A 24,750-nucleotide genomic window follows, 5' to 3' on the forward strand; every position below is an offset into this window, starting at 1 on the left:
ACCTGCTCGTCAGAAGGAGGATTCTCCCGGTGTCACCACGCCGTGGTCAAACGCGAACACGATGGCGGCGGCGCGATCGCGCAGGTCGAGCTTGCCGAATATGTGTCCTACGTGGCTTTTCACGGTGACTTCGGAGATGCCGAGTTCGGCGGCGATCTCGCTGTTGACCCGGCCTCGGCCGATCAATTCGAACACTTCGTACTCGCGGGCGGTGAGTTCGCCGAGCCGGCGATCGGTGCGCGTCCCGCCCGGTTTGACGGTCCGGTAGGCGGTGAGCACCCGGCCGGTCACCGACGGGTCGAGCCACGCGCCGCCCGCGGCCACCGTGCGCACCGCGCGGATCAGGTCCTCGGCGGGCGAGTCCTTGAGCAGGAACCCGGCCGCGCCCGCGCGCAGTGCGCCGGAGAGCAATTGGTCGTCGTCGAAGGTGGTGAGCACCAGGACCGGCGGCGCGTCCGGGCGGGCCCGCAGCAACCGTGTCGCATCGATGCCGCCGACCCGCTTCATCCGCAGGTCCATCAGCACCACGTCGGGACGGTCGGCGGCAACGGCGGCCACCACCTCGTCACCGTCGGCGCACTCGCTGACGAGGAAGCCGTCGCGTCGGCGCAGGATCCGGCGCAGCCCACCGCGCACCAGTTCCTGATCGTCGACGACGAGCACCGTCACCGGGTTGTCGATCGGCGCCGCGGCCGTCACATGTCCTCCTGGGGCTTGGTCTTGAGCAGGCCGGGCAGCATGGCCGTGATCATGGCGCACGGGCTGGATTTGAGTGGAAACCGCGCGCGCACTGTCCACCCGTCGCCGGCGGCACCCGCGCTGATCGAGCCGCCGAGCAGTTCGGTGCGCTTGCGCATGCCGCGCAGACCCATCCCGATGTCGTGGCGCGGCGGCGGACCGAGCGGCATCGCGTTGGTCACCACCAGGGTGGCCGCCTCGGTGGTGACGTCGAGGCACACCGTCGCCGGGGTGCCGGGCGCGTGTTTGGCGACATTGGCCAGCGATTCCTGGCCGATCCGGTACAGCGCGTGCCCGACGGCACCCTCGATGACGGCCAGGTCGCCGGTGCGGTCGTAGTCGACGGTGAGCCCGGCGCGGCGGAAGTCGCCGACGAGTTCGTCGATGTCGGCGGCGCTGGGCTCGGGGGCGAGCAGCGCCGGGCTGGTGTCGAGCATGCCGACGGTGCGCCGGATGTCGGCCATGGCCTGCCTACCGAGCCGTTCGGCATCGACGAGCGCCTCCACCGCCTCGGTGACGTCGTCATCGGTCTGGAGCGCGCGCCGGGCCGCCGTCAGATGCAGCAGGGTGATCGAGAGCGAATGCGCGATCACGTCGTGCACCTCGCGCGCGATTCGGCGCCGTTCCTCGTCGGCGGCATGGCCGGCGCGAATGGCCTGGTTCTCGCGCTCCTGATAGAGGAACCGGCGCTGGTATTGCAGCAGTACGCCGACGAAGACGCCCAGGATGACGCCGAGGACGTACATCGGCAGCCCCTGCAGCCGCTCCCCCGAGCCCCACTGCACGTGGCCGGCGACGTCGAACGCGACCAGCTCGAGGATCGCGAGCAGCGTGAAGCCGATGGTGATCCCGCGCGAGGCGACCGCCGCCACCTCACCGGCGACGATCACCAGCACGAACGGTGCGAAATCGGCGTTGACCGGCTGCACCAGGAACAGCGCGGTCGACAGCAGCGCCGACCCCTTCAACAGCGCCGGATGCGGCTTCACCCCGAAGATCGCGAACAGCGGAATCGGCAGGAAGGCGGTGGCCATCGCGATCAGCGGCAGCGGGCTCGGGAAGTAGGAATGCCGCTGGATCACGGCCGCGCCGGTGATCACCAGCAGGGCCAGATCGGCGCCGATGATGACGGCGGGCGGGTAGTCGTAGGGCAGCGACTCGATGCTCTCGCGCACCGTGTCGAGCATTCGCCGCACGCCGTTCCGCGGCCGGTCCGCGAGCCGCCGCCAGCGGCTGCGCAGGCCCGCCGTACCCGCGGGAAGGGCGTGACTCACCTCCATGAGGTAAGGCTAGCGGCCGCGGCCACGGCCCGTCATCGTCCCGCGAACGGGCCCGGTCTCCTACCGGAGTAGGAGAGGAAGTCGGGTCCCGGGCACGACGATTCCGGGGTGGCGCGACCGTAGCGTTGGCGGTATCGCTCACGGAAGGTGAAGCCCATGACCTGGACCGATCAGCATCGACGCACCGAGATCGTGCACACCGTGCTCGCCAGGGCAGCGATCGACCCGAACGACCCCGCCCTGTTCGCCGGTCTCCCCGAGGTGGAGCGTCTCTTCGGCGGCACCGACGGACTACTGCACGCCCTGGCCTACCGCTGGAACAATCACCTGCGCGCCAAGCTCGAACAGGCCGAGATCGAGGGACATTCGGCGGTCGAGGCCTATCTGGAACTGGCCGCCGAGCAGCCGGCGCTGCGGGCAATTCTCGACGCACGCACGCCGACCGTGCAGACTACCCGTACCCGCGCCTTCGCGCGCTGATTTCCCGACAACCGAAAACCCCTGGGGGACACGACATGCCGGACAACGATTCGCCGCAGCCGCCGATGCTGGAGTTGACGCGGGTGGTCAAGCAGTACCACGTCGGCGATCAGCAGGTGCGCGCGCTCGACGAGGTGAGCATGCGGATCGAGGCAGGCCAGTTCACCTCGATCATCGGGCCCTCGGGCTCGGGAAAGAGCACCCTGCTCCATCTGCTCGGCGCGCTGGATCGCCCCGACGAGGGCTCGATCCGGTTCCGCGGCACCGAGATCGGCGCTCTGGACGAGGACGCGCAGGCCGCGTTCCGGTTGCAGCAGGTCGGTTTCGTCTTCCAGTTCTTCAACCTGCTGCCGACGCTGTCGGCGTGGGAGAACGTGGCGGTGCCGAAGTTGCTGGACGGCACCGGATTACGCAAGGCCAAGCCGCGCGCGCTGGAACTGCTCGAGCTGGTCGGTCTCGGTGACCGCGCCCAGCACCGGCCCGCGGAGCTCTCCGGTGGCCAGATGCAGCGCGTCGCGGTGGCGCGCGCGCTGATCATGGACCCGCCGCTGATCCTGGCCGACGAGCCCACCGGCAACCTGGACTCCAAGACCGGCGCGGCGATCCTCGATCTACTGGGCGAGATCACCGCACAGGGCAATTCGGTGGTGATGGTGACCCACGACATGGGCGCGGTCGCGCACTGCGACCGGGTGATCACCCTGCACGACGGCCGCATCGACGCCGACGACATCGTGCCGGCACGGGTGGACGCATGATCGCCGCGTTCTGGGATCGCCTGCGGCTGTTCAACATCGGGGAGCTGGTCCGCCATCCCGGTCGCACCTTCATGTCGACGGCGGTGATGTCGGTGTCGGCGGCACTGCTGGTCGCCGTGCTCAGTATCTCCGGCTCGGTCACCGGGTCGGTCGACAAGCTCACCCAGGGCCTTGCCGGGGACGGCGTCCTGGAGATCACCGGCATCACCGACGCGGGCTTCGAGCAATCGCTGCTCACCCGGATCGCGGCGACGCCGGGGGTGACCACGGCGGTGCCGATGCTGCGCAGCACGCTCGGCGCGGGCCCCGATCGGGCCCTGCTGATCGGCGCCGACGCCAGTATCGCCGCGCTCGGCAGCGACCTGGCCGGACCGATGTCGAAGTACACGAACAAACTGCTCACCACGCCGAAGGGCGTGCTGGTCGGGGCGGCGATGGGCCTGCAGGAAGGCGACAGCATCCCGATCGGCTGGGGTACCGCGACCGTCGCGGGCGTCCTCGACGACGAGGCGAGCAACCGGCTCAACGGCGGCCACCTGGTCGCCGCCCCGCTGCCGCTGGCGCAGATGCTGCTCGATCGGGTCGACAAGCTGGACTCGGTGCAGATCCTGGCAAAGCCCGGCACCGATATCGCGAAGCTGCGCGCCGATCTCACCACCGTGGTCGACGGCCGTGCCGTGGTCGCCGAGCCCAGTCTGCGTACCGCGCAGGCGGGTGGGGCGATCCAGATCATGCGGTACTCCACGCTGATGTCCTCGGCGGCGGCGCTGATGGTCTCGGCGTTCCTGATCTACAACGCGATGAGTATGGCGGTGGCCCAGCGCAGGCCGACGCTGTCACTGCTGCGCGCGATCGGCAGTCAGCGCGGGCCGATGGTGCGTGACCTGCTCGTCGAGGCGGCGCTGCTCGGGCTCATCGGCGGTGCGATCGGCGCGGCGGTCGGCGCGGCGATGGGCCGGTTCGCGATCGGGCGCCTGCCCGCCGCGATCGTGCAGTCGGTGGAGGCCCGTACCGAGTTCATGGTCCCGAATTACGCGGTGCCCGTTGCCATCGCGGCCTGCGTCATCGCCACGGTGCTGGCAGCGGCGATCGCGGCAAGGCAGGTGTACAAGGTGGCTCCGGTCGAGGCGCTCGCCCCGGTGGAGGCCGGTGTCGGCGCATCGTCGAGCAAGCCGCTGCGGTGGGCGGCCCTGGTCGGCGGCCTCGGCTTCGCCGGCGCTGCCGTGACCCTGGCCGCGCTCGATCTCGGGCGGGCATCGCTTGCCTCGATCTCGACCTCCTTCGCCGCCGCCGTGCTGTTGTGCTTCGCCGCGACCGGGCCGATCGTGCGCGCCGCCGCGGGCATCGCGCGCTGGTTCGGCGCACCCGGCGCCCTCGGCGCGACCACTCTCGAGCGCGCCCCGCGCCGGGTCTGGGCGACCGCGATGACGGTGATGATCGGCGTCGCGGCCGTCGTCGCGCTCGGTGGCGCGTCGGGCAACATGGTCGACTCCGCCACCGACTCCTTCCAGAGCCTCGGCGACGCCGACCTATATGTGAGTCCCAGTCCGGTGGAACAGTTCCCGACCGGACCGGTGCTGCCGCCCGAGATCGCCGAGCGGGTGGCCGCCGTGCCGGGCGTCGAGCACGTGCGACCGGCGCAGATGGCGTTCGCGACCGTCGGCAGCGGGCGGGTCATGTTGCAGGGCTACCCGCCCAGCTACAACGACGCCCGGCTGGGCGCGGTCGACAAGGCCGTGATCGACCAGCTCGGCCGCGGCGAAGGCGTCGTCATCACCCGGGACGTGGCCCGTTCGATGCAGCTGGCCGTCGGCGACCGGATCACCATGCCGACACCCTCCGGGGAGCGGACCGTGCCTGTGCTACAGGTGATTCCGTACTTCACCGCGGTGTCCGGCGTGGTGATGATGAGCCTGGATCAGATGCGCGAGTGGTACCAGCGGCCCGGCGAGACGATCCTGGCGATCAAGTTCGCCCCCGGCGCCGACCCGGCCGCGGTGCGCGCCGGGGTCCGCGCGGCGGTGCCGCAGGAGATCCATGTCGACAGCGGCACCGACATGGTGAACGCCATCTCGTCGAGCGTGCAGCAGGGCGCGGCGATGAGCAACATGATCCTGTGGATCGTCGTCCTGGTGGCGACGGTGGCGCTGCTCAACACGCTGATGTTGTCGGTCCTGGAACGGCGCCGCGAACTCGGCGTCCTGCGCGCCATGGGTACCAACCGCAAGTTCCTGCTGCGCTCGGTCCTGGCCGAGGCCGCGGGCATCGGTTTCATCGGCGCCGCTATCGGTCTCGTCGTCGGCGCGGCCGTGCAGTACCTGGCGACCGTGGCGATCGGGCACGCCATGACGATCGACATCGTCTACCGGCCGAGTCCGCTGCTGGTGGTCTACGGCGCTGTCGCCCTCGGCCTGGCCCTGCTCGGATCCATCCCACCCGCCTTCCGGGCGGCCAGGATGCCGATCGTGGCGGCGCTGGCGGTCGACTGAGCCGCCTCCGTCGCAGCGTCACAGCACGCCTCCCCGATCAGGAGGTTTCCAGTGACGCTGTGGCGGTGCGGCTTCCGACGATCCGGCAACGTCACAATGGCACGTCCTCCCACCAGGCGATCACCTCGTCCTGGGCGGTCGGACGTGGGGCGCCGGCCATTCCGCTGCTGCCGCGGCGGCTCACCGCGATCAGGTAGTTCGCGCGGGTGGGGTCGTCGGGGAAGCTCATGACCTGGTGGGCGGTCTGGGTGCGAATGCCGGCCTGGTCGGGAACCACCCAGCGGCGCAACGAGAACGGCACGCCGTCCTTGTTCCCCGGGTACCGCACCGCCGCGGGCATCGCCTCTACCACCGAACGCGCCTGCGCCGCCGTCGGATACTCCAGCACCAGGTAGCTCACCGACCCGGCATTGTTGTCGGTCCGCTCGCACTGCCAGCCCGCGCTGATCGGATTCCACTGCAGCGCGGGCTCTTTCCACTCCAGCTCACTCACCCCGCGCACCGCGAAACACCGGGCACCCCGATACCCGGGTCCTCCCGCCACGGACCCCTGCGGGACCAGGGTCGGAAACACCCGCCGACTCGCCACGAACGAATCCCCCACGGCCGCCGCCGAACTCGACGGCCCCTTGGCCGTCCCACCGGCCGCTTCCGGATCCTCGTCCCCATCGGGCAGCACCACGACAACCAGGGCCACCAACAGCCCGACCAGCGCGAACACCAACGCCGCCAGCAACAACCATCCCAACCGATGCACGCGCGACATCCGCCGCTGCACCGGCCGCCGCGGTCCTACCCACGCCCCGTGCCCTACGCCCGGCGACCCACCCAGCCGCCCACCTCCCGGCTGCGGCGTCCCGGTCGGCACACCACCCCCCGGCGCGACGCCTTGCGCGAGCGAACCCCCGTGCCCGAGGCCCGATCCGATCGCCACGCCTCGGGCACTACCACCAGGCTCGGCTGCAGCGGGCGGCGACTCCATCGCACCATTCACCGGCTCGGCGACCGCAGAGCCCGATACAGCATCAGCCGCCGGCGGGCCGGAATCAGTGGGAGAACCGAGTGATTCGCCAGCCTGACCGACTTCCCTCGCAGGTCGCGAGATCGGTGTCACCTCGGTCAGCGCATTCGCGTTCGCGGCATCCAACTGCCCGGTGTCCGGCATCGGCACCACATCGGTCACAACCGAATCGGCATCCGAGCCGCCGGCACCGGTCCCGGAACCAACTGCCCTACTCGGCTTTTCGCCGAGCGAAAGCTCCTCGCCATCACCGGTGACCGAGCCTGCCACCGCAGCTCCGGACGACATCCCGACCGCCGATCCGGCGACGCCGCGCACCGCGGTAACAGACTGCCCGTCAGAGCTATCCCCCGGCCGCCGAGTCCCGCCTTCTTCACCGGCCCCTGCCCGAGTCCCCTCGGGCTGCACACCACCCGGCGATTCGACCGCCGAAGGCGACTGCGCGCCTGGCTGATCCCCAGCATGCGGCGGCCGGCCAGACGGCGGTAGCTCGGTCGGCTGGATTGCGGGCGCCGGGGGCACGGCAGGAATCCGGCCGCTCGCGTGGTGGGCCGAGAATGGTTGGGCAGCCACTGGATTCGCGCTCGGGGCCGGATTCGCGACCGGCTGCTGTGGACCCAGCTGGGCAATCGCCGCCTGCTGACCGGGCGAGGACAGATCCTGTTCGGCGGCTGGTAGCGACGGCGCCGCAGGCGATGGCGGGGTCGGTCGGGCCTCCGCCGCAGGGTGAGCCACGGGCGGCTCAGCGACAGGCGGCTGTTGCGCCACAGGGGGCTGCTGCGCCACAGGGGGCTGAGCACCCTGCTGCACCACAGGTGGCTGGGCGGGGTGCGGTGGGGCGTATCCGGCCGGTGGCGGGGCTGGGGCCCGCTGCGGCACGGGGGCGGGCCCTGCCGGGGCCGCGGGCTGGTGGGGAAGGCGCCACGTGGGTTGGGGGGCAGGCGGTATCGGCTGGGCGGGGTTGGGGCCGTAGCCGGGTGGCTGAGGCGGGTAGGGGCCCGCGGGGGCGGGTGGGTAGAAGGCGGGGGTGTTGGCCGGGGGCGGGGTAGGGAGGGTGGGGTGTTGGAGGTGAGGGCCTGGCGGGCGGCTTTGGCGAAGGCGGTGCACGAATCGAAGCGGGCCGCGGGGTGTTTGGCCATGGCGGCGGCGAGGACGGCGTCCAGGGCGGGTGGGAGCCCCTGGCGGCGCAGGGCCAGGGGTGGCGGGTTGAGGTAGAGGGTGCCGCGGATTATCTCGTTCGGGTCGGGCGAGTCGAACGGGGCGATGCCGGTGAGCAGCCAGTACAGCGCGCACGCCAGCGAGTACTGGTCGGAGCGGTGGTCGAGTTCGGCGCCGGTCATCTGTTCGGGCGAGGCATAGGCCAGGGTCGCGGTGAACATGCCCTGCTGGGTGAGGTGGGTGGAATCGGCGCGCAGCCGGGCGATGCCGAAATCGGTGAGGAACACCCGCTCGCCCTGACCTCCGCTGGAGCGGGCCAGCAGGATGTTGGCCGGCTTCACATCCCGGTGCAGCACTCCCCTGCCGTGCGCGTAATCCAGTGCGTCGGCGACCCCTTCGACGATCTGCACGGCCCGTTCGGGCGGCAGCGTCATCGGATCGACGGTCGCGGCGTCGATCCCGTCGACGTACTGCATGCTGATCCACAGCTGCTCGCCCTCGGTGCCGCGGTCGAAGACGGTGACGATGCCGGGATGGTCCAGACCGGCCGCCAGATCCGCCTCCCGCTCGAACCGGGCGCGCACCCGTTCGTCGGCGAACAGATCGCGGTTGAGCAGCTTGAGCGCGGTCAACCGATCCAGCCGCGGATGCCGCGCCAGGTACACCGTGCCCATGCCGCCCTGGCCAAGCATCCGCTCGATGGTGAACCCGGCGAACACCTCACCGATGTCGAGCACTGCGACCCCCTTCCGGCGCCTGTGGCGGATCAGCATGGCACCCGCGCAGCGGCGTGACCACGTTCATTCGAATTCTCGCCGAAAATCGGTGAAACTTGCCAACGGTCGTCCGGTATTGTCCGGGCGCGCTCGACGAGTAGTTTGCACCGCCGAAGCAGGGCGCCGACGCGCAGTGGGTGGTGGGGAGGATTCGGTGGTGAAGTCGACCTGGAAGGCGGCTGCCTGTCGCAGGCTGCTGCAATGTGTGGTGCTGGCATCGGCCGCACTGTCCACCTCGTGTGCCCTGCCGGGCACCCCGACCGCCGTGAGCGCCCCCACGGTCACGGTGAACAGCGAAGACGCCTGGCACCCCGGCCTGTCCATCATGCTGCCCGATTCGCTGGCCGCGGAGTTCACCCAGCTGCAGGCGCAGCTGCCGGGCCAGGTCGGCATGGCGCTGATGCCGGTCGGCGGCGGCCGGATGACGATCTACGGCGACTGGACCACCGGCATCGCCTGGTCGACGATCAAGATCCCGCTGGCCGTCGCCGCGCTGCGCCACGATCAGGACCAGTCCATCTTCGAGATGGTGCAGGCCGCGATCACGGTGTCGGACAACGACGCCGCCGCGGGCCTGTGGGAATCCCTCGGCGACGGCGAGGAAGCCGCCGAGGCCGTGCAGGAGGTCCTCGACGAGGCGGGCGACATCTCCACCAGCAAGGCGAACCTGCGCACCGAGCTCGACTACACCTCGTTCGGCGGCACCGAATGGTCGCTGGCCAACCAGGTCCGGTTCGCCTCGCGCCTGCCGTGCCTGCCGCACACCGAGCTGGTCCGGCAGCTGATGGGCGAGATCACGCCCGATCAGAGCTGGGGTCTCGGCCGGCTCGACGGCACCGAGTTCAAGGGCGGCTGGGGCCCCGACGACGACACCGGCATCTACACGGTGCGCCAGTTCGGGCTGGTGCCGGTGGGCAGCGGCCTGCTGGCGGTCGCCCTTGCCGCGCAAGCGGATTCGGGCACCTTCGACGACACCACCGCGCTGCTGGACCGGATGGCGCTGCTGCTGTCGCGGCACCTGCCGGAGTTGCGCGGCGGGGTGTGCCCGCGCTGAGCGCACCAGCTCAGCCGGGGACGACCAGGCCGGATTCATAGGCCAGCACCACCGCCTGCGCCCGGTCGCGCAGCCCGAGCTTCGAGAAGACCTTGGAGACATGGGTTTTCACGGTCTGCTCGGCGACGAACAGCGCCTCGGCGATCTCGGTGTTCGACAGCCCCTTGGCCACCAGTTCGAGCACTTCCCGTTCCCGCGGGGTCAGCGAGGTGAGCGCGGGCGCCGCGGGCGTGCGCACGGTGTTGCGCCTGCGGGTGACGTCGGCGATCAGGCGACGGGTGATGGTCGGCGCCAGCAGCGCCTCACCGTCGGCGACGACACGGACCGCGCGCACCAGTTCCTCGGCGGGCGCGTCCTTGAGCAGGAACCCGCTCGCGCCCAGGCTCAGCGCCTCGTAGACGTAGTCGTCGATGTCGAAGGTGGTCAGCATCAGCACCCGCACCGGCGGATCGAATCCGGCGGCCAGGATGGCGCGGGCGGCGTCGAGACCGTTCATCTCCGGCATGCGCACGTCCATCAACACCACGTCGGGGCGCAACCGCTTGGCCTCCGCCACCGCGACCCGGCCGTCCGGCGCGTCACCGATGACGCTGATGTCGGGCTGGGCGGCCAGCAGCGCGCCGAAACCCTGCCGCACCATCGCCTGGTCGTCGGCGATCAAAACGGTAATAGCCACTCGACCACCCTAATGGGCGCGGCGACGAAGCGAAGAGGCCTACGGCGTGGGCAGTTTCGCCGCGACCTCGAACCCACCGTCCGGGGTGGGTCCGGTGGCGAGCTCGCCACCGACCGCCTCGACCCTGGCCCGCATGCCGTCGATCCCGTGCCCGCCGCCCGCGCCCGGCCCGCCGACGGCCACCGCGGCCGCGTTGCGCACGGTCACCATGACCACCCCGGGATCGACGGCGACGGCGACATGCACCGGCGCGCCCGGCGCGTGCCTGGCCGAGTTCGCCATCGACTCCTGCACCACCCGGTACACGGTCAGCCCGGTCGTCTCCGGCACCGCCGCCAGGTCACCGCGCACGGTCCACTCGACCGGCAGGCCCGCCCGCTGGGCCGAGGCGCACAGCTCGGGCACATCGGCCGCGCGCGGTTGCGGCGCGTGTTCGGGCAGCTGGCCGTCGCTGCGCAGCACTCCGAGCAGCCCGCGGATCTCGTTGAGCGCGGTGCGCGCGGTAGCGCCGATGGACTCGAATTCGGCGCGTGCCGCCGGGTCGAGATCGTCGATCCGGTAGGGCGCGGTCTGCGCCTGCACCACCACCATGGACATGTGGTGGGCGACCACATCGTGCAGGTCACGGGCGATGCGCGCCTTCTCCTCGAGGATCGCCCGGCGCGCACGTTCGAGTTCGGTGACCTCTTCCTGACGCTCGAGCTTGCGCCGCGAGGCGACCACGATGCGCAGCAGATACCCGAACAGCGCGAGCGCGCCGAAGCCGACCACCCAGCCCCACAGCGGCCCGTCGGCCGACCCGGGCATGGTGGTGGCGAACAGCATCGACTGCGCGGCCCAGGCCACCACGATGATCGGCACCGGCGCCCGCAGCGCCACCGCGAACAGCAACACGAACAGCACGATGACGTGCACGACCTGGAAGGGCAGGTCGTTGTCCGGCATCGGTGTCAGGCCGATCGAGAACAGCAGCGCCGCGCCCGCCGAGATCGCCCAGCCCAGGGCCGGGTTGATCCGCACGAACAGGATCGGGAACACCGCCGGCGCCGACAGCAGCGGGGCCAGGGCCGCGGGCACGTCGTGGGTGACGAACAGCGTGGGCCAGGCGATGCTGTACAGGATCAGCGCGACCGCCACCGTCGCGAGGTCGAACCATGTTCGAGCGGAGATGCGGCGCGCGACGGGGCGCGGTTGTCCGGGCATGGCTCGAGCCTACGAACCGTCCGGTCAGCGGACCTCATACCCACGAACGATTTCGGACCCCCTACCCTGGTGTGACCCCGGCGCCGGGTCACCCGCCCGCGTGCCCCGAGAACCGGTCCACAGCGGGATGTCCGCCACCGGACCCGCTCCTTACCGTCGGAGGCCATGAACACCCCGCTTCGCCCGGTACCCGCCGCTCGCCGTGCCCGTACCGCCGTCTCCGCCGCCTCCGCCTCGCCGCACACCGGTTCCCCGGCCGAAGCCGCGCATCGCCGCCGCAGTGGTGTCGCCCTGTGCACCGCGGGGCTGGCCATGGCCGCCGCCGTCGTCATGTCCGCGCCCGGCGCCATGGGCACCACGCCCGGTGGCGGCGCCGAGAACGCGGCCGCGACCGCGGTGGTGCGCGCGCTCACCGACGACGACCCCGACGCCACCGCGCTGATCCCCCGCGACTTCGGCTACAAGTTCGGCTACGACCCGGCCCAGCAGGACGGGCTGCTGGTCAACCCGAACGGCAGCTGCTCCTCCCCGGTGACGCTGCCCGCCGAGTTCGGCCCCGCCTGCAAGGCCCATGACCTGGGCTACGACATGCTGCGCTACGCCGAACGGGTCGACGAGCCGCTGGGCCCGTGGGCGCGGCGGTCGGTGGACGCGGCGCTGAACCGGCGTATCCACGCGGCCTGCGAGCTGCGCGACGACGAGTTCTCCCGGGCCCGCTGCGGGGTGATGGCCGACATCGCGTTCACCGCGGTCGACGTGAACTCGCGCAGGCAGGAGTACGGCGCCCCGGTGGTCGAGAACGTCTTCGCGACCACCGACCCGGCCGACCGCCCGAACCTGTGGCCGCTGGCCAGGACCGTGCTCGGGCTGTTCGCGGTGACGGCGGCCTCGGCGGTCATCATCGACGCGCTGCGCAAACGCCGGCGGCGGCTGGTCTGACCTGGTTGCCGAAAACTAGAACATGTCCTAGTTTTTCCGCATGGCCCTCACTATCGACGAAACGATCGAGATCGACGCCCCCGCCGAGACGGTGTGGCGAGTGCTCACCGATTTCGACCGCTACGGCGAATGGAACACCTTCTGCTACGAGGCGGCGACCACACTGGAACCCGGCTCGGCCATCGACATGCGGGTGCAGCTCGGCTCCAACCGGCGCCCGCAGCGGGAGTGGATCCGCACCCACACCCCCGGCACCGAGTTCAGCTACACGATGAAGCCGGTGCCGCTGGGCGCCCTGCACAGCCTGCGCTCGCACACGGTGGTCGCGCTCGGCCCGAACCGCACCCGCTACGAGTCGCGGTTCACCCTGGCCGGCTGGCTCAGCCCCGTCGTCGAACTGGCTCTCGGCAAGCATCTGCGGGCCGGTTTCGCCGCGATGACCGCGGGCGTCGGCAAGCGCGCGACCGAGATCTGAAAAACGGGGTGCGCCAGGCCGATTCGGCCCAGCGCACCCCGCTCCGTGCTGGTGTCAGACGCCCGCGGGCGCGGGCAGCGCGCCCCGCGCCGCCTCGTAGGCCGCGCCCACCCGGTACAGGCGGTCATCGGCCAGCGCGGGCGCCATGATCTGCAGGCCCACCGGCAGGTTGTCGTCGGCCGACAGGCCCGACGGCACCGACATGCCACAGTGCCCGGCCAGGTTGGTCGGCAGCGTGCACAGGTCGGACAGGTACATGGCCAGCGGGTCGTCGACCTTCTCGCCCAGCTTCCACGGGGTGAACGGGCTGGTCGGCGAGACCAGCACGTCGACCTGCTCGTAGGCGGCGTCGAAGTCGCGCGCGATCATCGTGCGGACCTTGAGCGCCTGACCGTAGTAGGCGTCGTAGTAGCCGGCCGAGAGCGCGTAGGTGCCGATGATGATGCGGCGCTTCACCTCGGGACCGAAGCCGGCCTCGCGGGTCAGCGACATCACCTGGTCGGCGCTGTGGCTGCCGTCGTCACCGACGCGCAGGCCGTAGCGCATGGCGTCGAAGCGCGCCAGGTTCGACGACACCTCCGAGGGCATCACCAGGTAGTACGAGGACAGCGCGTACTCGAAGTTCGGGCACGACACCTCGACCACCTCGGCGCCGAGTTCCTTCAGCACCGCGACCGCGGCGTCGAAGGAGGCCAGCACGCCGGGCTGGTAACTGTCGGAATGCAATTCGCGCACCACGCCGACCCGCACGCCGGTCAGATCGCCGTTGGCGCCCTGCTTGGCCGCCTCGACCACCGGGGCCACCGGCACGTCACGGGAGGTCGAGTCGCGCGGGTCGTACCCGGCGATCACCTCGTGCAGCAGCGCGGTGTCGAGCACCGTGCGACCACACGGACCACCCTGATCCAGCGACGACGCGCACGCGACGAGGCCGTAACGCGAGACGGTGCCGTAGGTGGGCTTCACGCCGACGGTCGCGGTGACCGCGGCAGGCTGCCGGATGGAGCCGCCGGTGTCGGTGCCGATCGCCAGCGGTGCCTGGAACGAGGCCAGCGCCGCCGCCGAACCGCCGCCGGAACCACCGGGGATGCGGGTGGTGTCCCACGGGTTGCGGGTCGGGCCGTAGGCCGAGTTCTCGGTGGAGGAGCCCATGGCGAACTCGTCCATGTTGGTCTTGCCCAGGATCGGGATGCCCGCGGCGCGCAGCCGCGAGGTCACCGTCGCGTCGTAGGGCGACATCCAGCCCTCCAGCACCTTCGAGGCGCAGGTGGTGGGCATGTCGGTGGTGGTGAAAACGTCCTTGAGCGCCAACGGAACTCCCGCCAGCGGCGAGGCGGGCGTCTCACCGGCGGCCAGCGCGGCGTCGACCACGGCGGCCGCGGCCAGCGCCTCGTCTCCGGCGACGTGCAGGAACGCGTTGAGCTCACCGTCGACCGCGGCGATCCGATCCAGGTGCGCCCGGGTGACCTCCGTGGAGGACACCTCGCCGCCGTGGATCTTGGCCGCCAGCTCCGCCGCCGACAGCGTGGTCAACTCGCTCATTCGCCCTCTCCCAGGATCTGCGGGACCAGGAAACGCTGTTCTTCCACGGCGGGCGCCTGGTCCAGCGCCTGCTCGGGTGTCAGACCGGGCACGACCACATCGGGCCTGGTCACATTCGTCGTCGGGTTCGGCGACGCGGTGGCGGGGACGTCGGCGGCGACCTCGGAGATGGTCCGCACGTGGCTGAGGATCGAATCCAGCTGACCGGCGAACTGGTCGAGTTCGGCGTCGGTCAACGCCAGCCGGGACAGCCGGGCGAGGTGAGCGACCTCGTCACGGGAGATTGCGGGCACCGCGGGACCCCTTTCGGCTTAGGTATGGGAACTAGTTGCCGACAGCCTATCGAGGGGAGCGGACGGGCCCGGACGCACCCGCCTCGCGCGAAAGTTCGCGCATGTCGCGCCCAGGGGCGCATACTTCGACTCGATAGCCCGCGCTCGGGGGTGTAAGTATTGCGTCACCGGGTATTCGTGTCGAACAGCCCCGGCCGCCTAGGAAAGGAACGCACGTGTCATACCTGCTCCGCGTGCAACTTCCGGATCGACCGGGAAGCCTCGGCTCCCTGGCACTCGCCCTCGGCGGGGTCGGCGCGGACATCCTCTCGCTCGACGTCGTGGAGCGTGGCGCCGGCTTCGCGATCGACGATCTGGTGGTCGAGGTGCCCACCGGCGCGCTGCCCGACACGCTCATCACCGCCGCGGAGTCCGTGCACGATGTGAGCGTCGACTCGATCCGGCCCTATTCCGGCGTCCTGGACACCCACCGCGAGCTCGAGCTGATCGATCAGGTCGCCAGCGCGCGGGACGATCGCCTGCAGGTGCTCGTCGACGGTGTGCCGCGGGTGCTGCGCGTGGGCTGGTCCACGATCATCGGGATGGGCCCCGGCGGCGCGTACCGCGTGGTCGGCAGCCCGAGCGCCCCGGAGACGCAAGCGGGTTCGGCGCCGTGGATGCCGCTGGAGAAGCCGGCGTGGCTCGACGGCGAGGCCGAGTGGGTGCCGCAGATCTGGCGCGACATGGACACCAAGCTGGCCGCGGCCCCGCTGGGCAACACCGGCAAGTCACTACTGCTCGGTCGTCCGGGCGGCCCCGACTTCCGCCCGTCGGAAGTGGCCCGCCTCGGCTACCTGGCGGGCATCGTGGCGACCGCGCTCAGCTGAGCGCGAGCCGCATCACATACAGCTGCAGTCCGTCGTGGGTGGACCAATTGCGTTCCGGCACACCGACGAATCCCAGTCGCTCGTAGATGCGGTGCGCGTCGACCATCGTGCCCATGGTGGTCAGCGCCACCGCCTCGTAGCCACCGGCGCGCGCCTCGTCGATCACCGTGCGCACCAACGCCGTCCCCACACCGAGGCCGCGCGCGTCCTTGGCCACCGCGAGCATCCGGAACTCCAGTTCGCCAGGTAACGCGATCTCCGCGTACCGCGTGCCCGGCTTCGCGACGGTGAGCGACCCGGCGACCTTGCCGTCGTGCACGGCGACCAGTACCTGCGCCTCGGCGGCCCGGTGGGTGACGTCACCCAGCTCCTGGACGTAGCCGTCGTCCTCGTCGACATAGCCGTCGCCCACATACACCTGCACGGTCAGCGCGGAGATGGCGGCGAAGTCCTCGGGGCGGGCGGTCCGGATATGGAGGCCGTTCCCGGGGGTCTGATGGTGGTTACCCTGCATCCGGGCATGATCCCACCCCGGCCGTTGTGATCTGAAACTCACCCATGTCTCACCGAGCCGGTGAGATCACGACCCGAGGTAGGACCGCAGGCCGGGATGCTGGGCCACCCATTTGTCCGGGTTGCGCGGCGGATAGCGAACCAGCAGCTGATCGCCGATCGACGGCCACTGCGCGGCCTCCCAGGCGAAGCGCCGATACACCACCGTGCCGGGCACCGACGGGCCGATGAGCGTACCGGTGATCGTCACGTAGTGCTCGCCGGTCATCGCGGGCAGCGGGCTGACTCCGGTGATGTAGAGCGAGCCCTGCTCCAGGTTCGCGCCGCCGCCGCGGCCGATCCGGTGGGCGGCCACGGCGCCGATCGTCACGACCAGCATCGTCACCATGGCCGCGGCCATCACCACTTCGAGCATGCCCCCATCGTAGGCCTCGCTCGCGGGGCCGGTGCCGGCCCCGCGGCCACGTCACAGCGGGGTGAGTTCGCTGACGCCACGTTCTCGGCGCAGCTGCCAGACCACGGCGCGGGTGCGCTGCGAGCGGCCGTTGCCCCGGTCGATCAGCGCGCGCTGGGCGGTGGTGTAGATCAGTTGCGCGCCACGGGCATTGGTCTCCGGGTTCTGGAACAGCTGGACGAGCCGGTCGGTCTCCTCCACCGGCAGGCCCGCGCCGAGATCGTCGATCGCGAGCACCTGGCCGGTGTCGAGCGCCTCGAGCATGGCGGGCAGCACCCGCAGCAGCGAGCGCGTCGCGGTGGATTCGTCGACGAGTTCGAACGGCACATCGATGCCCTCGTGCACCAGGCTCAGCGCGGCGCCGCGCCGGTCCACCATCCGCCGGTACAGCGCGTCGCGCGCGGCGCGCACGGTGCTCAGTTCCCGTTCCAGCAGGATCGGATCGGCGCCGCCGTGGTCGAGTTGCGCTGCCAGCGCGCTGATCTCGGCGTCCAGGTCACGCAGATAGTCCGCGTACATCGGATCGTGTTCGGCGACGAGCAGATCCTCGATGCCCAGATCCGCCGTCCGCAACAGCATCAGCAGCCGCGCCGCGTTGTCGGGCGAGCGCGAGATGTGACTGCCCAGATCGTGCGCGAGCTCGTCGACCCCCGCCTCCCCCTGCTGCACCCGCAGGTTCGCCGCGAACCAGCGATACGCGGGCACCAGCGCCTCCGCGTACATCTGTCCCGCCAAGCTCAGCAGCAGCGCGTTCGGCCGCACCAACGGCACCAATGCCGCCACGCCGTACCGGGCCGCCTCGAACATCGGCCCGATCTTGACCTGATCACCGTTGCGCTCGAACACGATCCGCTTACGCGAGCGCGGATGCGTGTACAACCACTCCGCGATCACATCGGCGTTGTCGAGCCGGAACCCGTAGGTATAGGGCACCCCCTCGGCCACGAACCCCGCCACGAACTCGGTCGGCCGGTCCGCGAACCCGAGATGCGGCCTGCGCACCGGCCCCGCGTACGGATCCCACCCGCTCACCGAATGCAGCACCGCGTCCCGCATCTGCGCGAGCGCGTCGACCAGACTCGTCTTCCCCGACGCCGCCACCCCATACACCGCGGTCACCGGCACCGCCACCGGACTCCCGCTCCCCTTGCTCAACCGCAACTGCTGCGCCTCGGCCAGCGATCGGTGATTGGTCACCTGAAAACTACGCAGCAAGGTCGTCCACCTCTCCCAGATCCTTCGCAAGACTAGGCGACGACGGGCCTGGGCACGCGGTAGGCGCCGCGGACGGCGACGCCGAGTGTCGGGTGCGGTGCGGAACAGCCGTGGCCGGGCGTGTCCGGCGCGGACGCACTAGCATGCTGGGCACCGCGGCCGCCTGGTCGGCGGGGCTGAGTCGACGACGAGGATGGGTGCTCGGGATGGCTGTTCGGATGATGGTTCGCGGAGTTGTCGTCGCGGCGGTGACCGCGGGTGCCGTGGTGCCGATGGTGCTGAGCGCGCCGAGCGCGGTGGCCGATCCGTGCCCGAACGGGACCGCGCGGGTGTTCCTCGGGAACGAGACGAATTCCTGTCAGGGGGCCGGTTCGGTGTCCTACACCGAGGCGCCGGTGTCGAAGGTGTGCTCGATGTCGGGGACGCATGTCGCGGTCGATATCGAGACCAATATCAAGAAGCGGCCGACGCGCCATGTCGAGATCAGCAACGGGCAGTGCTCGAGCTTCGACATGAAGACGCAGATCGGCAATACCGTCACCGTCACCCCGCACTGAGCGAGGACAGAGCCGGGATCCGCCATACTGCGACGGACCCCGACCGACGGCTATTCGTCCTCGGTGGGCTCCGGCGCGGAGGTGACCGCGGCGGGTCCGCGGTCCAGCAGTAGGCGGAAGCCGTCCTCGTCGAGGATCGGGACACCCAGTTCCTCGGCCTTGGCCGCCTTCGAGCCGGGGGCATCGCCGACCACCACGAACGCGGTCTTCTTCGAGACCGAACCGGCCGCCTTGCCACCGCGGATCAGGATCGCCTCCTTGGCGCCGTCGCGGGTGAAGCTCTGCAGCGAGCCGGTGACCACGATGGACAGGCCGTCGAGGTTACGTTCGATGGACTCGTCGCGTTCGTCTTCCATGCGCACGCCCGCCGCGCGCCACTTGTCGACGATGGCGCGGTGCCAGTCCACGGTGAACCACTCGACGACGGCGGCCGCGATGGTCGGGCCGACACCGTCGGTCGCCGCGAGCTCTTCGCCCGTCGCCGCTTCGATGCGATCCAGGCTCGCGAATTCGGACGCCAGCGCGCGGGCGGCGGTGGGGCCGACGTGCCGGATCGACAGGCCGACGAGTACCCGCCACAGCGGAGTGTCCTTGGCGGCGTTCAGGTTCTCCAGCAGGCGGGCGCCGTTGGCGGACAGCGCCCCGTCCTGTTTCGTGAACAGCGGGACACCGAGCAGGGCCTGCCCGTCGAGCGCGAACACATCGCCTTCGTCGGTGATGGCGCCCGAGGTCAGCAGCGCGTTGGCCGCTTCGTAGCCGAGGGCTTCGATGTCGAAGGCGCCGCGGCCGGCCAGGTGGAAGACGCGTTCGCGCAGCTGGGCGGGGCAGTGCCGCTGGTTGGGGCAGCGGATGTCGGCGTCGCCCTCCTTGGCGGGGGCCAGTTCGGTGCCGCATGCGGGGCAGTGCGTCGGCATCACGAATTCGCGCTCGTCGCCGGTGCGCGCGTCGACGACGGGGCCGAGGACCTCGGGAATCACGTCGCCCGCCTTGCGAATGGTGACGGTGTCACCGATCAGTACGCCCTTGCGCTTCACCTCGGAGGCGTTGTGCAGGGTGGCCATGGCGACGGTCGAGCCGGCGATCAAGACCGGCGCCATCACCGCGAACGGGGTGACCCGGCCGGTGCGACCGACGTTGACCTCGATATCGAGCAGCGTCGTCGTCGCCTCTTCGGGCGGGTACTTGTAGGCGATGGCCCAGCGCGGGGCCCGGGAGGTGGAGCCGAGACGGCGCTGCAAGGCCGTCTCGTCGATCTTGATCACCTGGCCGTCGATCTCGTGCTCGATGTCGTGGCGGTGCTCGCCCCAGTAGGCCACCCGCTCGATGACGGCGTCGATGCCCTTGACCAGGCGGGTGTGCTCGGAGACCGGCAGGCCCCAGGCGGTCAGTGCCCGGTAGGCATCGTGGAGGGACTCCGGGCGGTAGCCGTCGATGCGGCCGAAGCCGTGACAGATCATCCGCAGCCTGCGCTGCGCGGTGATCGCCGGGTTCTTCTGGCGCAGCGATCCGGCGGCGGTGTTGCGCGGATTCGCGTACGGCGGTTTGCCTTCGGCGACGATCTTGGCGTTGAGGGTCTCGAAATCCGCGAGCCGGAAGTAGACCTCACCGCGCACTTCCAGGAGCGCGGGGATCGGGAACTCCGCGCTCGGGGTGAGTTCGGCGGGGATGTCCTCGATGGTGCGCGCGTTGAGGGTGACGTCCTCGCCGGTGCGGCCGTCGCCACGGGTCGCGCCGCGCACCAGTGTGCCGTGCTCGTACACCAGGTTCAGCGCGACGCCGTCGATCTTGACCTCGCACAGAAAGTGCGGATCGGGACCGGTCTCGGCTGCCACCCGGCTCGCCCAGGCGCGCAGTTCGTCGTAATCGAAGACATTGTCCAGCGACAGCATCCGTTCGAGATGGTCGACGGCGGTGAACTCGGTGGCGAAGCCGCCGCCGACGAGCTGGGTGGGCGAATCGGGCGTCCGCAGATCGGGATGCGCGTCCTCGAGCGCCTGCAACTGCCGCAGCAGCGTGTCGAACTCGCCGTCGGAGATGATCGGCGCGTCGCGCACGTAGTAGCGGAACTGGTGCTCGCGCACCTCGTCCGCCAGCTGCTGCCAGTGCACCCGCTGCTCGGGGGTCGCGCCCACCAGCTCGGCACCCACGGAAACCACGCTGTCGCTGTCACTCACCCGTCGAACACTAGCCGAGCCCACCGACACTTCCGGCCACCGTTCCCGCACGTCGCAGGGGTTCGCGCCGACTCATTCGACCGTGATCGACTCCGGTTCCTCGGCGAAGGCACGGGCGACCTCACCGGTGAGGGTGAGGGCCTTGCGGGCCCAGGGCAGCGGTGCGCCGGCCAGGCCGCAGGCGGGGGTGACCAGGATCTGCTCGGCGAGGACACGGCGGGGGAAGCCGAGGCGATCGATCAGGCGGACGCCGGGTTCGGCGACGGTGCGCCAGGTGGGCGGCGCGGCGGGGGCCGTGGTCGGGGTCAGGCCGAGGGCGATCTTCTTGCCGGAGTCGAGGATCTCGCCGAGAGCGTCGAGATCGGCGGTGGTGATCGTCGACGTGTCGAAGGAGATCGCGGCGGCGGCGGTGCGGCCCAGCGTGGTGAGGGCGGGGCGGGAGGCGCAGGTGTGCAGCAGGACCGGCGCGGACTGGGCGGTGATCACCGTGTCGAGGATGTGCAGGGCCTCGGGTTCGGGCAGCGCGCGGATGGTGTTGAGGATGCTGGGGCCCCGCAGGGAGCCGTCGAGCACCGTGGTGAGCCGTGGTTCGTCCAGCTGGACGACCACCCGGGCCCCGAGCCGCCGGGCGACCTCGGCGGCATGCCGGGCCAGCCCTTCGGCGAGTGACTCCGAAAGATCGCGCACCGCACCGGAATCGGTCAGAATCCGGTGTCCGCCGGGCAGCTCGACCTCGGCGGCGAGGGTGAGCGGGCCCGCGGACTGGATCTTCACCACACGGCCCGCGCCTGCCAGACCCGCTGTCTCCCACGCCTCTTCGATGGCGTCGAGGTCTTCGTTCAGCAGGTCCCTGGCGCGGCGCGACACCGCGCCGGGCCGGGCAGCCAAGCGGTAACCGCGGGTCGTGGAGTCGAAGCGCAGGTCGACGAGCAGGGCCGAGACGCGGCCGACCAGATCGGCACCGACGCCACGATCGGGCAGCTCGACCAGGTGCGGGAGATCGGGCAGTTCGCCGATGATGGTCGCGGCCGCCTCGCGCGGATCGGTGCCCGGCCACGAGCCGACCGCCGTGGCGGTGCCGCCGACGAGCGGGACGACCGGCTCCGGTGCGGCGGTCTCCTGCGAGTTCTCGCTACGCCACAATGTCACGCGCTCAACACCTTTCGATTCATCGAACGCCCGCCTCCACCGGACCGGTGCGGACATCACGCTCCACGGACCGCACCTCGCCGATTCGTGCGACGCACGGACCGTCGGTCACCATCCTGCCCCGCAGCACAGCGGCGGCGGCCGTCGGGCCCGAGGACCAGAGTCATGAAGCGCCGCGGCGAGCCGATCCCCGCCCGGCGCGGGACGCACGAGCCGATCAGGCCGACGCGTCGGCCGCGTCCGCCGGCACCCCGGCCCGGTCGGTGCCGTTGATGGTGCCGCTGCCGACCACGGTGTCCCCGCCCTCCGCATCGGGCAGGTAGAGCACGATCGCCTGTCCCTTGGCGACACCGGTGAGCGGTTCGCGCAGCCGAGCGACGAAACCGTCACCCTCGGGGGTGACGACGGCGGGTGCGGTGCCGCCGTGCGCGCGCACCTGCACGACGCACTCGACCGGCGCGTCCGGACGCACACCGGAGGTCCAGATGGCGCGATCGGCGGTGACGACGTCGACCTGGAGGTCCTCGACCGAACCGACGCTCACCGTGCCGGAATCGGGGTCGATGCCGGTGACGTAGCGGGGCTTGCCGTCGGCGGCGGTGTGGGTGAGACCCAGACCCTTGCGCTGGCCGACGGTGAAGCCGTGCACGCCCTCGTGCTCCCCCAGGACGGTGCCGTCGGAGTCGACGAGCGCGCCAGGCCGGATGCCGATCTTGGCACCGAGGAAGGCACGGGTGTCGCCGGAGGGGATGAAGCAGATGTCGTGGCTGTCGGGCTTGTTCGCCACGGCCAGACCGCGCTCGGCGGCCTCCTCGCGGATCCGCGGCTTCGGGGTGTCACCGACCGGGAACATCGCGCGTGACAGCTGCTCGGCGGTGAGGACCGCGAGCACGTAGGACTGGTCCTTGTCGGCGTCGACCGCGCGGCGCAGCACGCCGTCGTCGAGCCGGGCGTAGTGGCCGGTGACCACGGCGTCGAAGCCCAGCGCCTGCGCGCGGTCGGCCAGGGCCGAGAACTTGATCTTCTCGTTGCAGCGCAGGCACGGATTGGGGGTCTCGCCCGCGGCGTAAGCGGCGACGAAGTCGTCGATCACGTCCTCTTTGAACCGGTCGGCGAAGTCCCAGACGTAGAACGGGATGCCGAGCACGTCGGCGGCGCGGCGCGCGTCACCGGCGTCCTCCTTGGAGCAGCAACCGCGCGATCCGGTGCGCAGCGTGCCCGGCGACGCCGACAACGCCAGGTGCACCCCGACCACCTCGTGGCCGGCGTCGACGGCCCGCGCCGCGGCCACCGCCGAATCGACGCCACCACTCATCGCGGCGAGTACTCGCATCAGGCACCTCCTCTAGCGCCGGCCAGGCCCGCGGCCCTGGCCCGTTCGATGACCTGCGGCAGAACGGTCAACATGGTCTCGATATCGGCCCCGGTCGACGTGTGGCCCAGCGAGAACCGCAGCGAACTGCGGGCCTGCCACGGCTCGACGCCCATCGCGATCAAGACATGACTGGGTGAGGCCACGCCCGCGTTGCAGGCCGACCCGGTGGAGCATTCGACACCGGCGGCGTCGAGCAGCATGAGCAGCGAATCACCCTCGCAGCCGGGGAAGGTGAAGTGGGCGTTGCCGGGCAGACGGTGCTCGCCGACCGGTCCGTTGAGAACCGCCTCGGGCACGACCTCGCGCACACCCGCGATCAGCTGCTCGCGCAGTGCGCGCAGGTGCGCGGCGCGGGCGGGCAGTTCGCCCATCGCGTCGCGCAGCGCCGCGGCCAAGCCGACCGCCGCAGCCACATCGGAGGTGCCCGAGCGCAGGTCACGCTCGTGTCCGCCGCCGTGGACCAGCGGCACGCAGGGCACCTGCCTGCCGAGCAGCAGCACGCCGATACCGTGCGGGCCGCCCACCTTGTGTCCGGCGACGCTGAGCGCGGCCAGTCCGCTCGCGCCGAAATCGACGGGGACCTGGGACACCGCCTGGACCGCGTCGCTGTGCATGGGGATGCCGAATTCCTCGGCGACCGCGGCCAATTCGGAGATCGGCTGGATCGTGCCGACCTCATTGTTGGCCCACATCACGCTGACCAGCGCGACCTCGTCGGCGTACTCGGCGAGCACTTCGCGCAGCGCCTGCGGCGACACCACACCCTCGGCGTCCACCGGCAGCCAGCTGACCCGCGCGCCCTCGTGCTTCTCCAGCCACTCGACCGCGTCGAGCACCGCGTGGTGCTCGACGGCGCTGGTGACAATCCTGGTGCGGCGGGGATCGGCGGCCCGGCGCCCCCAGAAGATGCCCTTGAGAGCCAGATTGTCGCTCTCGGTGCCGCCGGAAGTGAAGATCACCTCGGACGGCCGGGCACCCAGCTCAGCCGCGATCGACTCGCGCGCCTCCTCCAGCGCCCGCCGCGCGGCCCGGCCCGATCCGTGCAGCGACGAGGCGTTACCCACCGTCGTCAGCGCAGCCGTCATCGCCTCGACGGCGGCGGGCAGCATCGGAGTGGTGGCCGCGTGGTCGAGGTAGACCGTGGTGGGCGCACCGTTGACCGGACCCGCATAAGCCGACTTCATGACCGACAAAGCCTATACCACCGCTGACCTGGTCATCTTCGGGGTCCACCCCTACTTTCTACGATTTTTCTACGATTTACCCAGGAATCTCAACACCTGTATCACCTACTTTCATTCCCGAATCGTCGATGAGCAGGCCGGTGGGACAGTCGAGACAGCTGGGAGCGAAGTAGCCGAGCTGGCTACCGCAGCGGTCCGCCGACCCGCGGCAGAGATGAACGCGAGATTCCACGCGCTTGCAGCCGTTGGACCGCAGTCGGCCGCCTGCGCGCATCCATCCGATGGACCGTCACTGTGCGGCGGCAGACAACGGCCGTTAGCTGCGCCGCAAACGTGACAAACCCGATATTCCGCAGTCCCGCCGGCCGGGGCGCCACTGGC

The 24,750-nt window shown here is 70.7% G+C and carries 24 protein-coding genes; 9 read left to right on the forward strand and 15 right to left on the reverse strand.

The annotated features are described in order from the left end of the window. Nucleotides 1-9: 9 nt before the first annotated feature. Entirely contained in the window at nt 10-699 is a 690-nt protein-coding gene (locus NV348_RS05700; protein ID WP_447146038.1) for a response regulator, read from the reverse strand. Continuing rightward, the gene (locus NV348_RS05705) at nt 696-2,018 is read right to left on the reverse strand and encodes a sensor histidine kinase (RefSeq protein WP_447146039.1); all 1,323 of its coding nucleotides are present in this window, start codon (nt 2,016-2,018) and stop codon (nt 696-698) included. The genes NV348_RS05700 and NV348_RS05705 overlap by 4 nt, the downstream gene beginning before the upstream one ends. Nucleotides 2,019-2,174: 156 nt before the next feature. Here NV348_RS05705 and NV348_RS05710 point away from each other — a divergent pair, with 156 nt between their 5' ends. Genes NV348_RS05710 through NV348_RS05720 form a run of 3 tightly spaced genes read left to right on the forward strand, consistent with a single transcriptional unit; the run spans nt 2,175 to nt 5,745 of the window. After that, nucleotides 2,175-2,498 (forward strand): hypothetical protein, encoded by a 324-nt coding sequence (locus tag NV348_RS05710; protein ID WP_447146040.1) that lies wholly within the window; start codon nt 2,175-2,177, stop codon nt 2,496-2,498. Between the two features lie 35 nt (nt 2,499-2,533). Continuing rightward, on the forward strand, nt 2,534-3,256 hold the full coding sequence (locus NV348_RS05715; RefSeq protein WP_447146041.1) for an ABC transporter ATP-binding protein: 723 nt from the start codon (nt 2,534-2,536) through the stop codon (nt 3,254-3,256). Then, nucleotides 3,253-5,745 carry an FtsX-like permease family protein gene (locus tag NV348_RS05720; RefSeq protein WP_447146042.1) on the forward strand — a complete coding sequence of 831 codons (2,493 nt, stop codon included), beginning with the start codon at nt 3,253-3,255 and terminating at the stop codon, nt 5,743-5,745. The genes NV348_RS05715 and NV348_RS05720 overlap by 4 nt, the downstream gene beginning before the upstream one ends. Before the next feature lie 91 nt (nt 5,746-5,836). Here the strand turns inward: NV348_RS05720 and NV348_RS05725 are convergent, their stop codons facing one another. Together NV348_RS05725 and NV348_RS05730 are read right to left on the reverse strand one after the other, a co-directional pair. Next, nucleotides 5,837-6,502: a hypothetical protein gene (locus NV348_RS05725; RefSeq protein WP_447146043.1), complete on the reverse strand. Its 666-nt coding sequence runs from the start codon at nt 6,500-6,502 to the stop codon at nt 5,837-5,839. Nucleotides 6,503-6,924: 422 nt separating this feature from the next. After that, nucleotides 6,925-8,661: a serine/threonine-protein kinase gene (locus NV348_RS05730; protein ID WP_447146044.1), complete on the reverse strand. Its 1,737-nt coding sequence runs from the start codon at nt 8,659-8,661 to the stop codon at nt 6,925-6,927. Nucleotides 8,662-8,857: 196 nt separating this feature from the next. Between NV348_RS05730 and NV348_RS05735 the strand changes: the two genes are divergently transcribed. Next, on the forward strand, nt 8,858-9,754 hold the full coding sequence (locus tag NV348_RS05735) for a serine hydrolase (RefSeq protein ID WP_447146045.1): 897 nt from the start codon (nt 8,858-8,860) through the stop codon (nt 9,752-9,754). Nucleotides 9,755-9,764: 10 nt separating this feature from the next. Here NV348_RS05735 and NV348_RS05740 read toward each other — a convergent pair whose 3' ends face one another. Beyond that, complete coding sequence (locus tag NV348_RS05740) at nt 9,765-10,430, reverse strand: response regulator (RefSeq protein ID WP_218721908.1); 666 nt, start codon at nt 10,428-10,430, stop codon at nt 9,765-9,767. Nucleotides 10,431-10,469: 39 nt separating this feature from the next. Further along, complete coding sequence (locus NV348_RS05745) at nt 10,470-11,633, reverse strand: sensor histidine kinase (RefSeq protein WP_447146046.1); 1,164 nt, start codon at nt 11,631-11,633, stop codon at nt 10,470-10,472. A 165-nt stretch (nt 11,634-11,798) separates the two neighbouring features. Between NV348_RS05745 and NV348_RS05750 the strand changes: the two genes are divergently transcribed. After that, a complete protein-coding gene (locus NV348_RS05750; RefSeq protein ID WP_447146047.1) occupies nt 11,799-12,572 on the forward strand; it encodes a hypothetical protein in 774 nt (257 codons plus the stop codon). Nucleotides 12,573-12,612: 40 nt separating this feature from the next. Further along, nucleotides 12,613-13,047 (forward strand): SRPBCC family protein, encoded by a 435-nt coding sequence (locus NV348_RS05755; protein ID WP_447146048.1) that lies wholly within the window; start codon nt 12,613-12,615, stop codon nt 13,045-13,047. 54 nt (nt 13,048-13,101) lie between these two features. On the opposite strand, the gene gatA is transcribed toward NV348_RS05755, so the two are convergent. After that, the gene (gene gatA, locus NV348_RS05760; protein WP_447146049.1) at nt 13,102-14,589 is read right to left on the reverse strand and encodes an Asp-tRNA(Asn)/Glu-tRNA(Gln) amidotransferase subunit GatA; all 1,488 of its coding nucleotides are present in this window, start codon (nt 14,587-14,589) and stop codon (nt 13,102-13,104) included. Then, the gene (gene gatC / locus NV348_RS05765) at nt 14,586-14,882 is read right to left on the reverse strand and encodes an Asp-tRNA(Asn)/Glu-tRNA(Gln) amidotransferase subunit GatC (RefSeq protein ID WP_067493225.1); all 297 of its coding nucleotides are present in this window, start codon (nt 14,880-14,882) and stop codon (nt 14,586-14,588) included. The genes gatA and gatC overlap by 4 nt, the downstream gene beginning before the upstream one ends. 215 nt (nt 14,883-15,097) lie before the next feature. On the opposite strand from gatC, the gene NV348_RS05770 reads away from it, so the two are divergent. Beyond that, nucleotides 15,098-15,748, forward strand: a complete 651-nt coding sequence (locus tag NV348_RS05770) for an ACT domain-containing protein (protein WP_447146050.1) — start codon at nt 15,098-15,100, stop codon at nt 15,746-15,748. Here NV348_RS05770 and NV348_RS05775 read toward each other — a convergent pair. The 3 genes from NV348_RS05775 to NV348_RS05785 all read right to left on the reverse strand — a co-directional run bounded on the left by NV348_RS05775 (nt 15,741) and on the right by NV348_RS05785 (nt 17,912). Further along, complete coding sequence (locus tag NV348_RS05775) at nt 15,741-16,262, reverse strand: GNAT family N-acetyltransferase (RefSeq protein ID WP_447146051.1); 522 nt, start codon at nt 16,260-16,262, stop codon at nt 15,741-15,743. The genes NV348_RS05770 and NV348_RS05775 overlap by 8 nt on opposite strands. 66 nt (nt 16,263-16,328) lie before the next feature. After that, nucleotides 16,329-16,676 (reverse strand): hypothetical protein, encoded by a 348-nt coding sequence (locus NV348_RS05780; protein WP_447146052.1) that lies wholly within the window; start codon nt 16,674-16,676, stop codon nt 16,329-16,331. A gap of 51 nt (nt 16,677-16,727) precedes the next feature. Then, nucleotides 16,728-17,912, reverse strand: coding sequence for an AAA family ATPase (locus NV348_RS05785; RefSeq protein ID WP_447146053.1), 1,185 nt, complete (start codon nt 17,910-17,912; stop codon nt 16,728-16,730). Between the two features lie 224 nt (nt 17,913-18,136). On the opposite strand from NV348_RS05785, the gene NV348_RS05790 reads away from it, so the two are divergent. Further along, the gene (locus NV348_RS05790; RefSeq protein WP_447146054.1) at nt 18,137-18,487 is read left to right on the forward strand and encodes a hypothetical protein; all 351 of its coding nucleotides are present in this window, start codon (nt 18,137-18,139) and stop codon (nt 18,485-18,487) included. A gap of 50 nt (nt 18,488-18,537) precedes the next feature. Here NV348_RS05790 and ligA read toward each other — a convergent pair whose 3' ends face one another. The 4 genes from ligA to NV348_RS05810 all read right to left on the reverse strand — a co-directional run bounded on the left by ligA (nt 18,538) and on the right by NV348_RS05810 (nt 24,369). After that, nucleotides 18,538-20,619 carry an NAD-dependent DNA ligase LigA gene (gene ligA, locus NV348_RS05795; protein WP_447150949.1) on the reverse strand — a complete coding sequence of 694 codons (2,082 nt, stop codon included), beginning with the start codon at nt 20,617-20,619 and terminating at the stop codon, nt 18,538-18,540. A 114-nt stretch (nt 20,620-20,733) separates the two neighbouring features. Next, complete coding sequence (locus tag NV348_RS05800; RefSeq protein ID WP_447150950.1) at nt 20,734-21,804, reverse strand: methionine synthase; 1,071 nt, start codon at nt 21,802-21,804, stop codon at nt 20,734-20,736. A 223-nt stretch (nt 21,805-22,027) separates the two neighbouring features. Beyond that, complete coding sequence (gene mnmA, locus NV348_RS05805; protein ID WP_447146055.1) at nt 22,028-23,143, reverse strand: tRNA 2-thiouridine(34) synthase MnmA; 1,116 nt, start codon at nt 23,141-23,143, stop codon at nt 22,028-22,030. Then, the gene (locus NV348_RS05810; RefSeq protein WP_447146056.1) at nt 23,143-24,369 is read right to left on the reverse strand and encodes a cysteine desulfurase family protein; all 1,227 of its coding nucleotides are present in this window, start codon (nt 24,367-24,369) and stop codon (nt 23,143-23,145) included. Before NV348_RS05810 ends, mnmA begins: the two co-directional genes overlap by 1 nt. On the opposite strand from NV348_RS05810, the gene NV348_RS05815 reads away from it, so the two are divergent. Then, entirely contained in the window at nt 24,368-24,706 is a 339-nt protein-coding gene (locus tag NV348_RS05815) for a hypothetical protein (RefSeq protein WP_447146057.1), read from the forward strand. The two genes, NV348_RS05810 and NV348_RS05815, sit on opposite strands and share 2 nt — an antisense overlap. Nucleotides 24,707-24,750 lie beyond the last annotated feature (44 nt).

Source organism: Nocardia fodinahabitans, assembly GCF_052983615.1.

Coding starts and splice junctions, on each gene's coding strand:
- NV348_RS05705 (WP_447146039.1), bottom strand. CDS start 2,018: ATGGAGGTGAGTCACGCCCTTCCCGCGGGTACGGCGGGCCTGCGCAGC.
- NV348_RS05710 (WP_447146040.1), top strand. CDS start 2,175: ATGACCTGGACCGATCAGCATCGACGCACCGAGATCGTGCACACCGTG.
- NV348_RS05715 (WP_447146041.1), top strand. CDS start 2,534: ATGCCGGACAACGATTCGCCGCAGCCGCCGATGCTGGAGTTGACGCGG.
- NV348_RS05720 (WP_447146042.1), top strand. CDS start 3,253: ATGATCGCCGCGTTCTGGGATCGCCTGCGGCTGTTCAACATCGGGGAG.
- NV348_RS05745 (WP_447146046.1), bottom strand. CDS start 11,633: ATGCCCGGACAACCGCGCCCCGTCGCGCGCCGCATCTCCGCTCGAACA.
- NV348_RS05750 (WP_447146047.1), top strand. CDS start 11,799: ATGAACACCCCGCTTCGCCCGGTACCCGCCGCTCGCCGTGCCCGTACC.
- NV348_RS05755 (WP_447146048.1), top strand. CDS start 12,613: ATGGCCCTCACTATCGACGAAACGATCGAGATCGACGCCCCCGCCGAG.
- gatA (WP_447146049.1), bottom strand. CDS start 14,589: ATGAGCGAGTTGACCACGCTGTCGGCGGCGGAGCTGGCGGCCAAGATC.
- NV348_RS05775 (WP_447146051.1), bottom strand. CDS start 16,262: ATGCAGGGTAACCACCATCAGACCCCCGGGAACGGCCTCCATATCCGG.
- NV348_RS05780 (WP_447146052.1), bottom strand. CDS start 16,676: ATGCTCGAAGTGGTGATGGCCGCGGCCATGGTGACGATGCTGGTCGTG.
- NV348_RS05790 (WP_447146054.1), top strand. CDS start 18,137: ATGGCTGTTCGGATGATGGTTCGCGGAGTTGTCGTCGCGGCGGTGACC.
- mnmA (WP_447146055.1), bottom strand. CDS start 23,143: ATGCGAGTACTCGCCGCGATGAGTGGTGGCGTCGATTCGGCGGTGGCC.
- NV348_RS05815 (WP_447146057.1), top strand. CDS start 24,368: ATGACCGACAAAGCCTATACCACCGCTGACCTGGTCATCTTCGGGGTC.
- NV348_RS05810 (WP_447146056.1), bottom strand. CDS start 24,369: ATGAAGTCGGCTTATGCGGGTCCGGTCAACGGTGCGCCCACCACGGTC.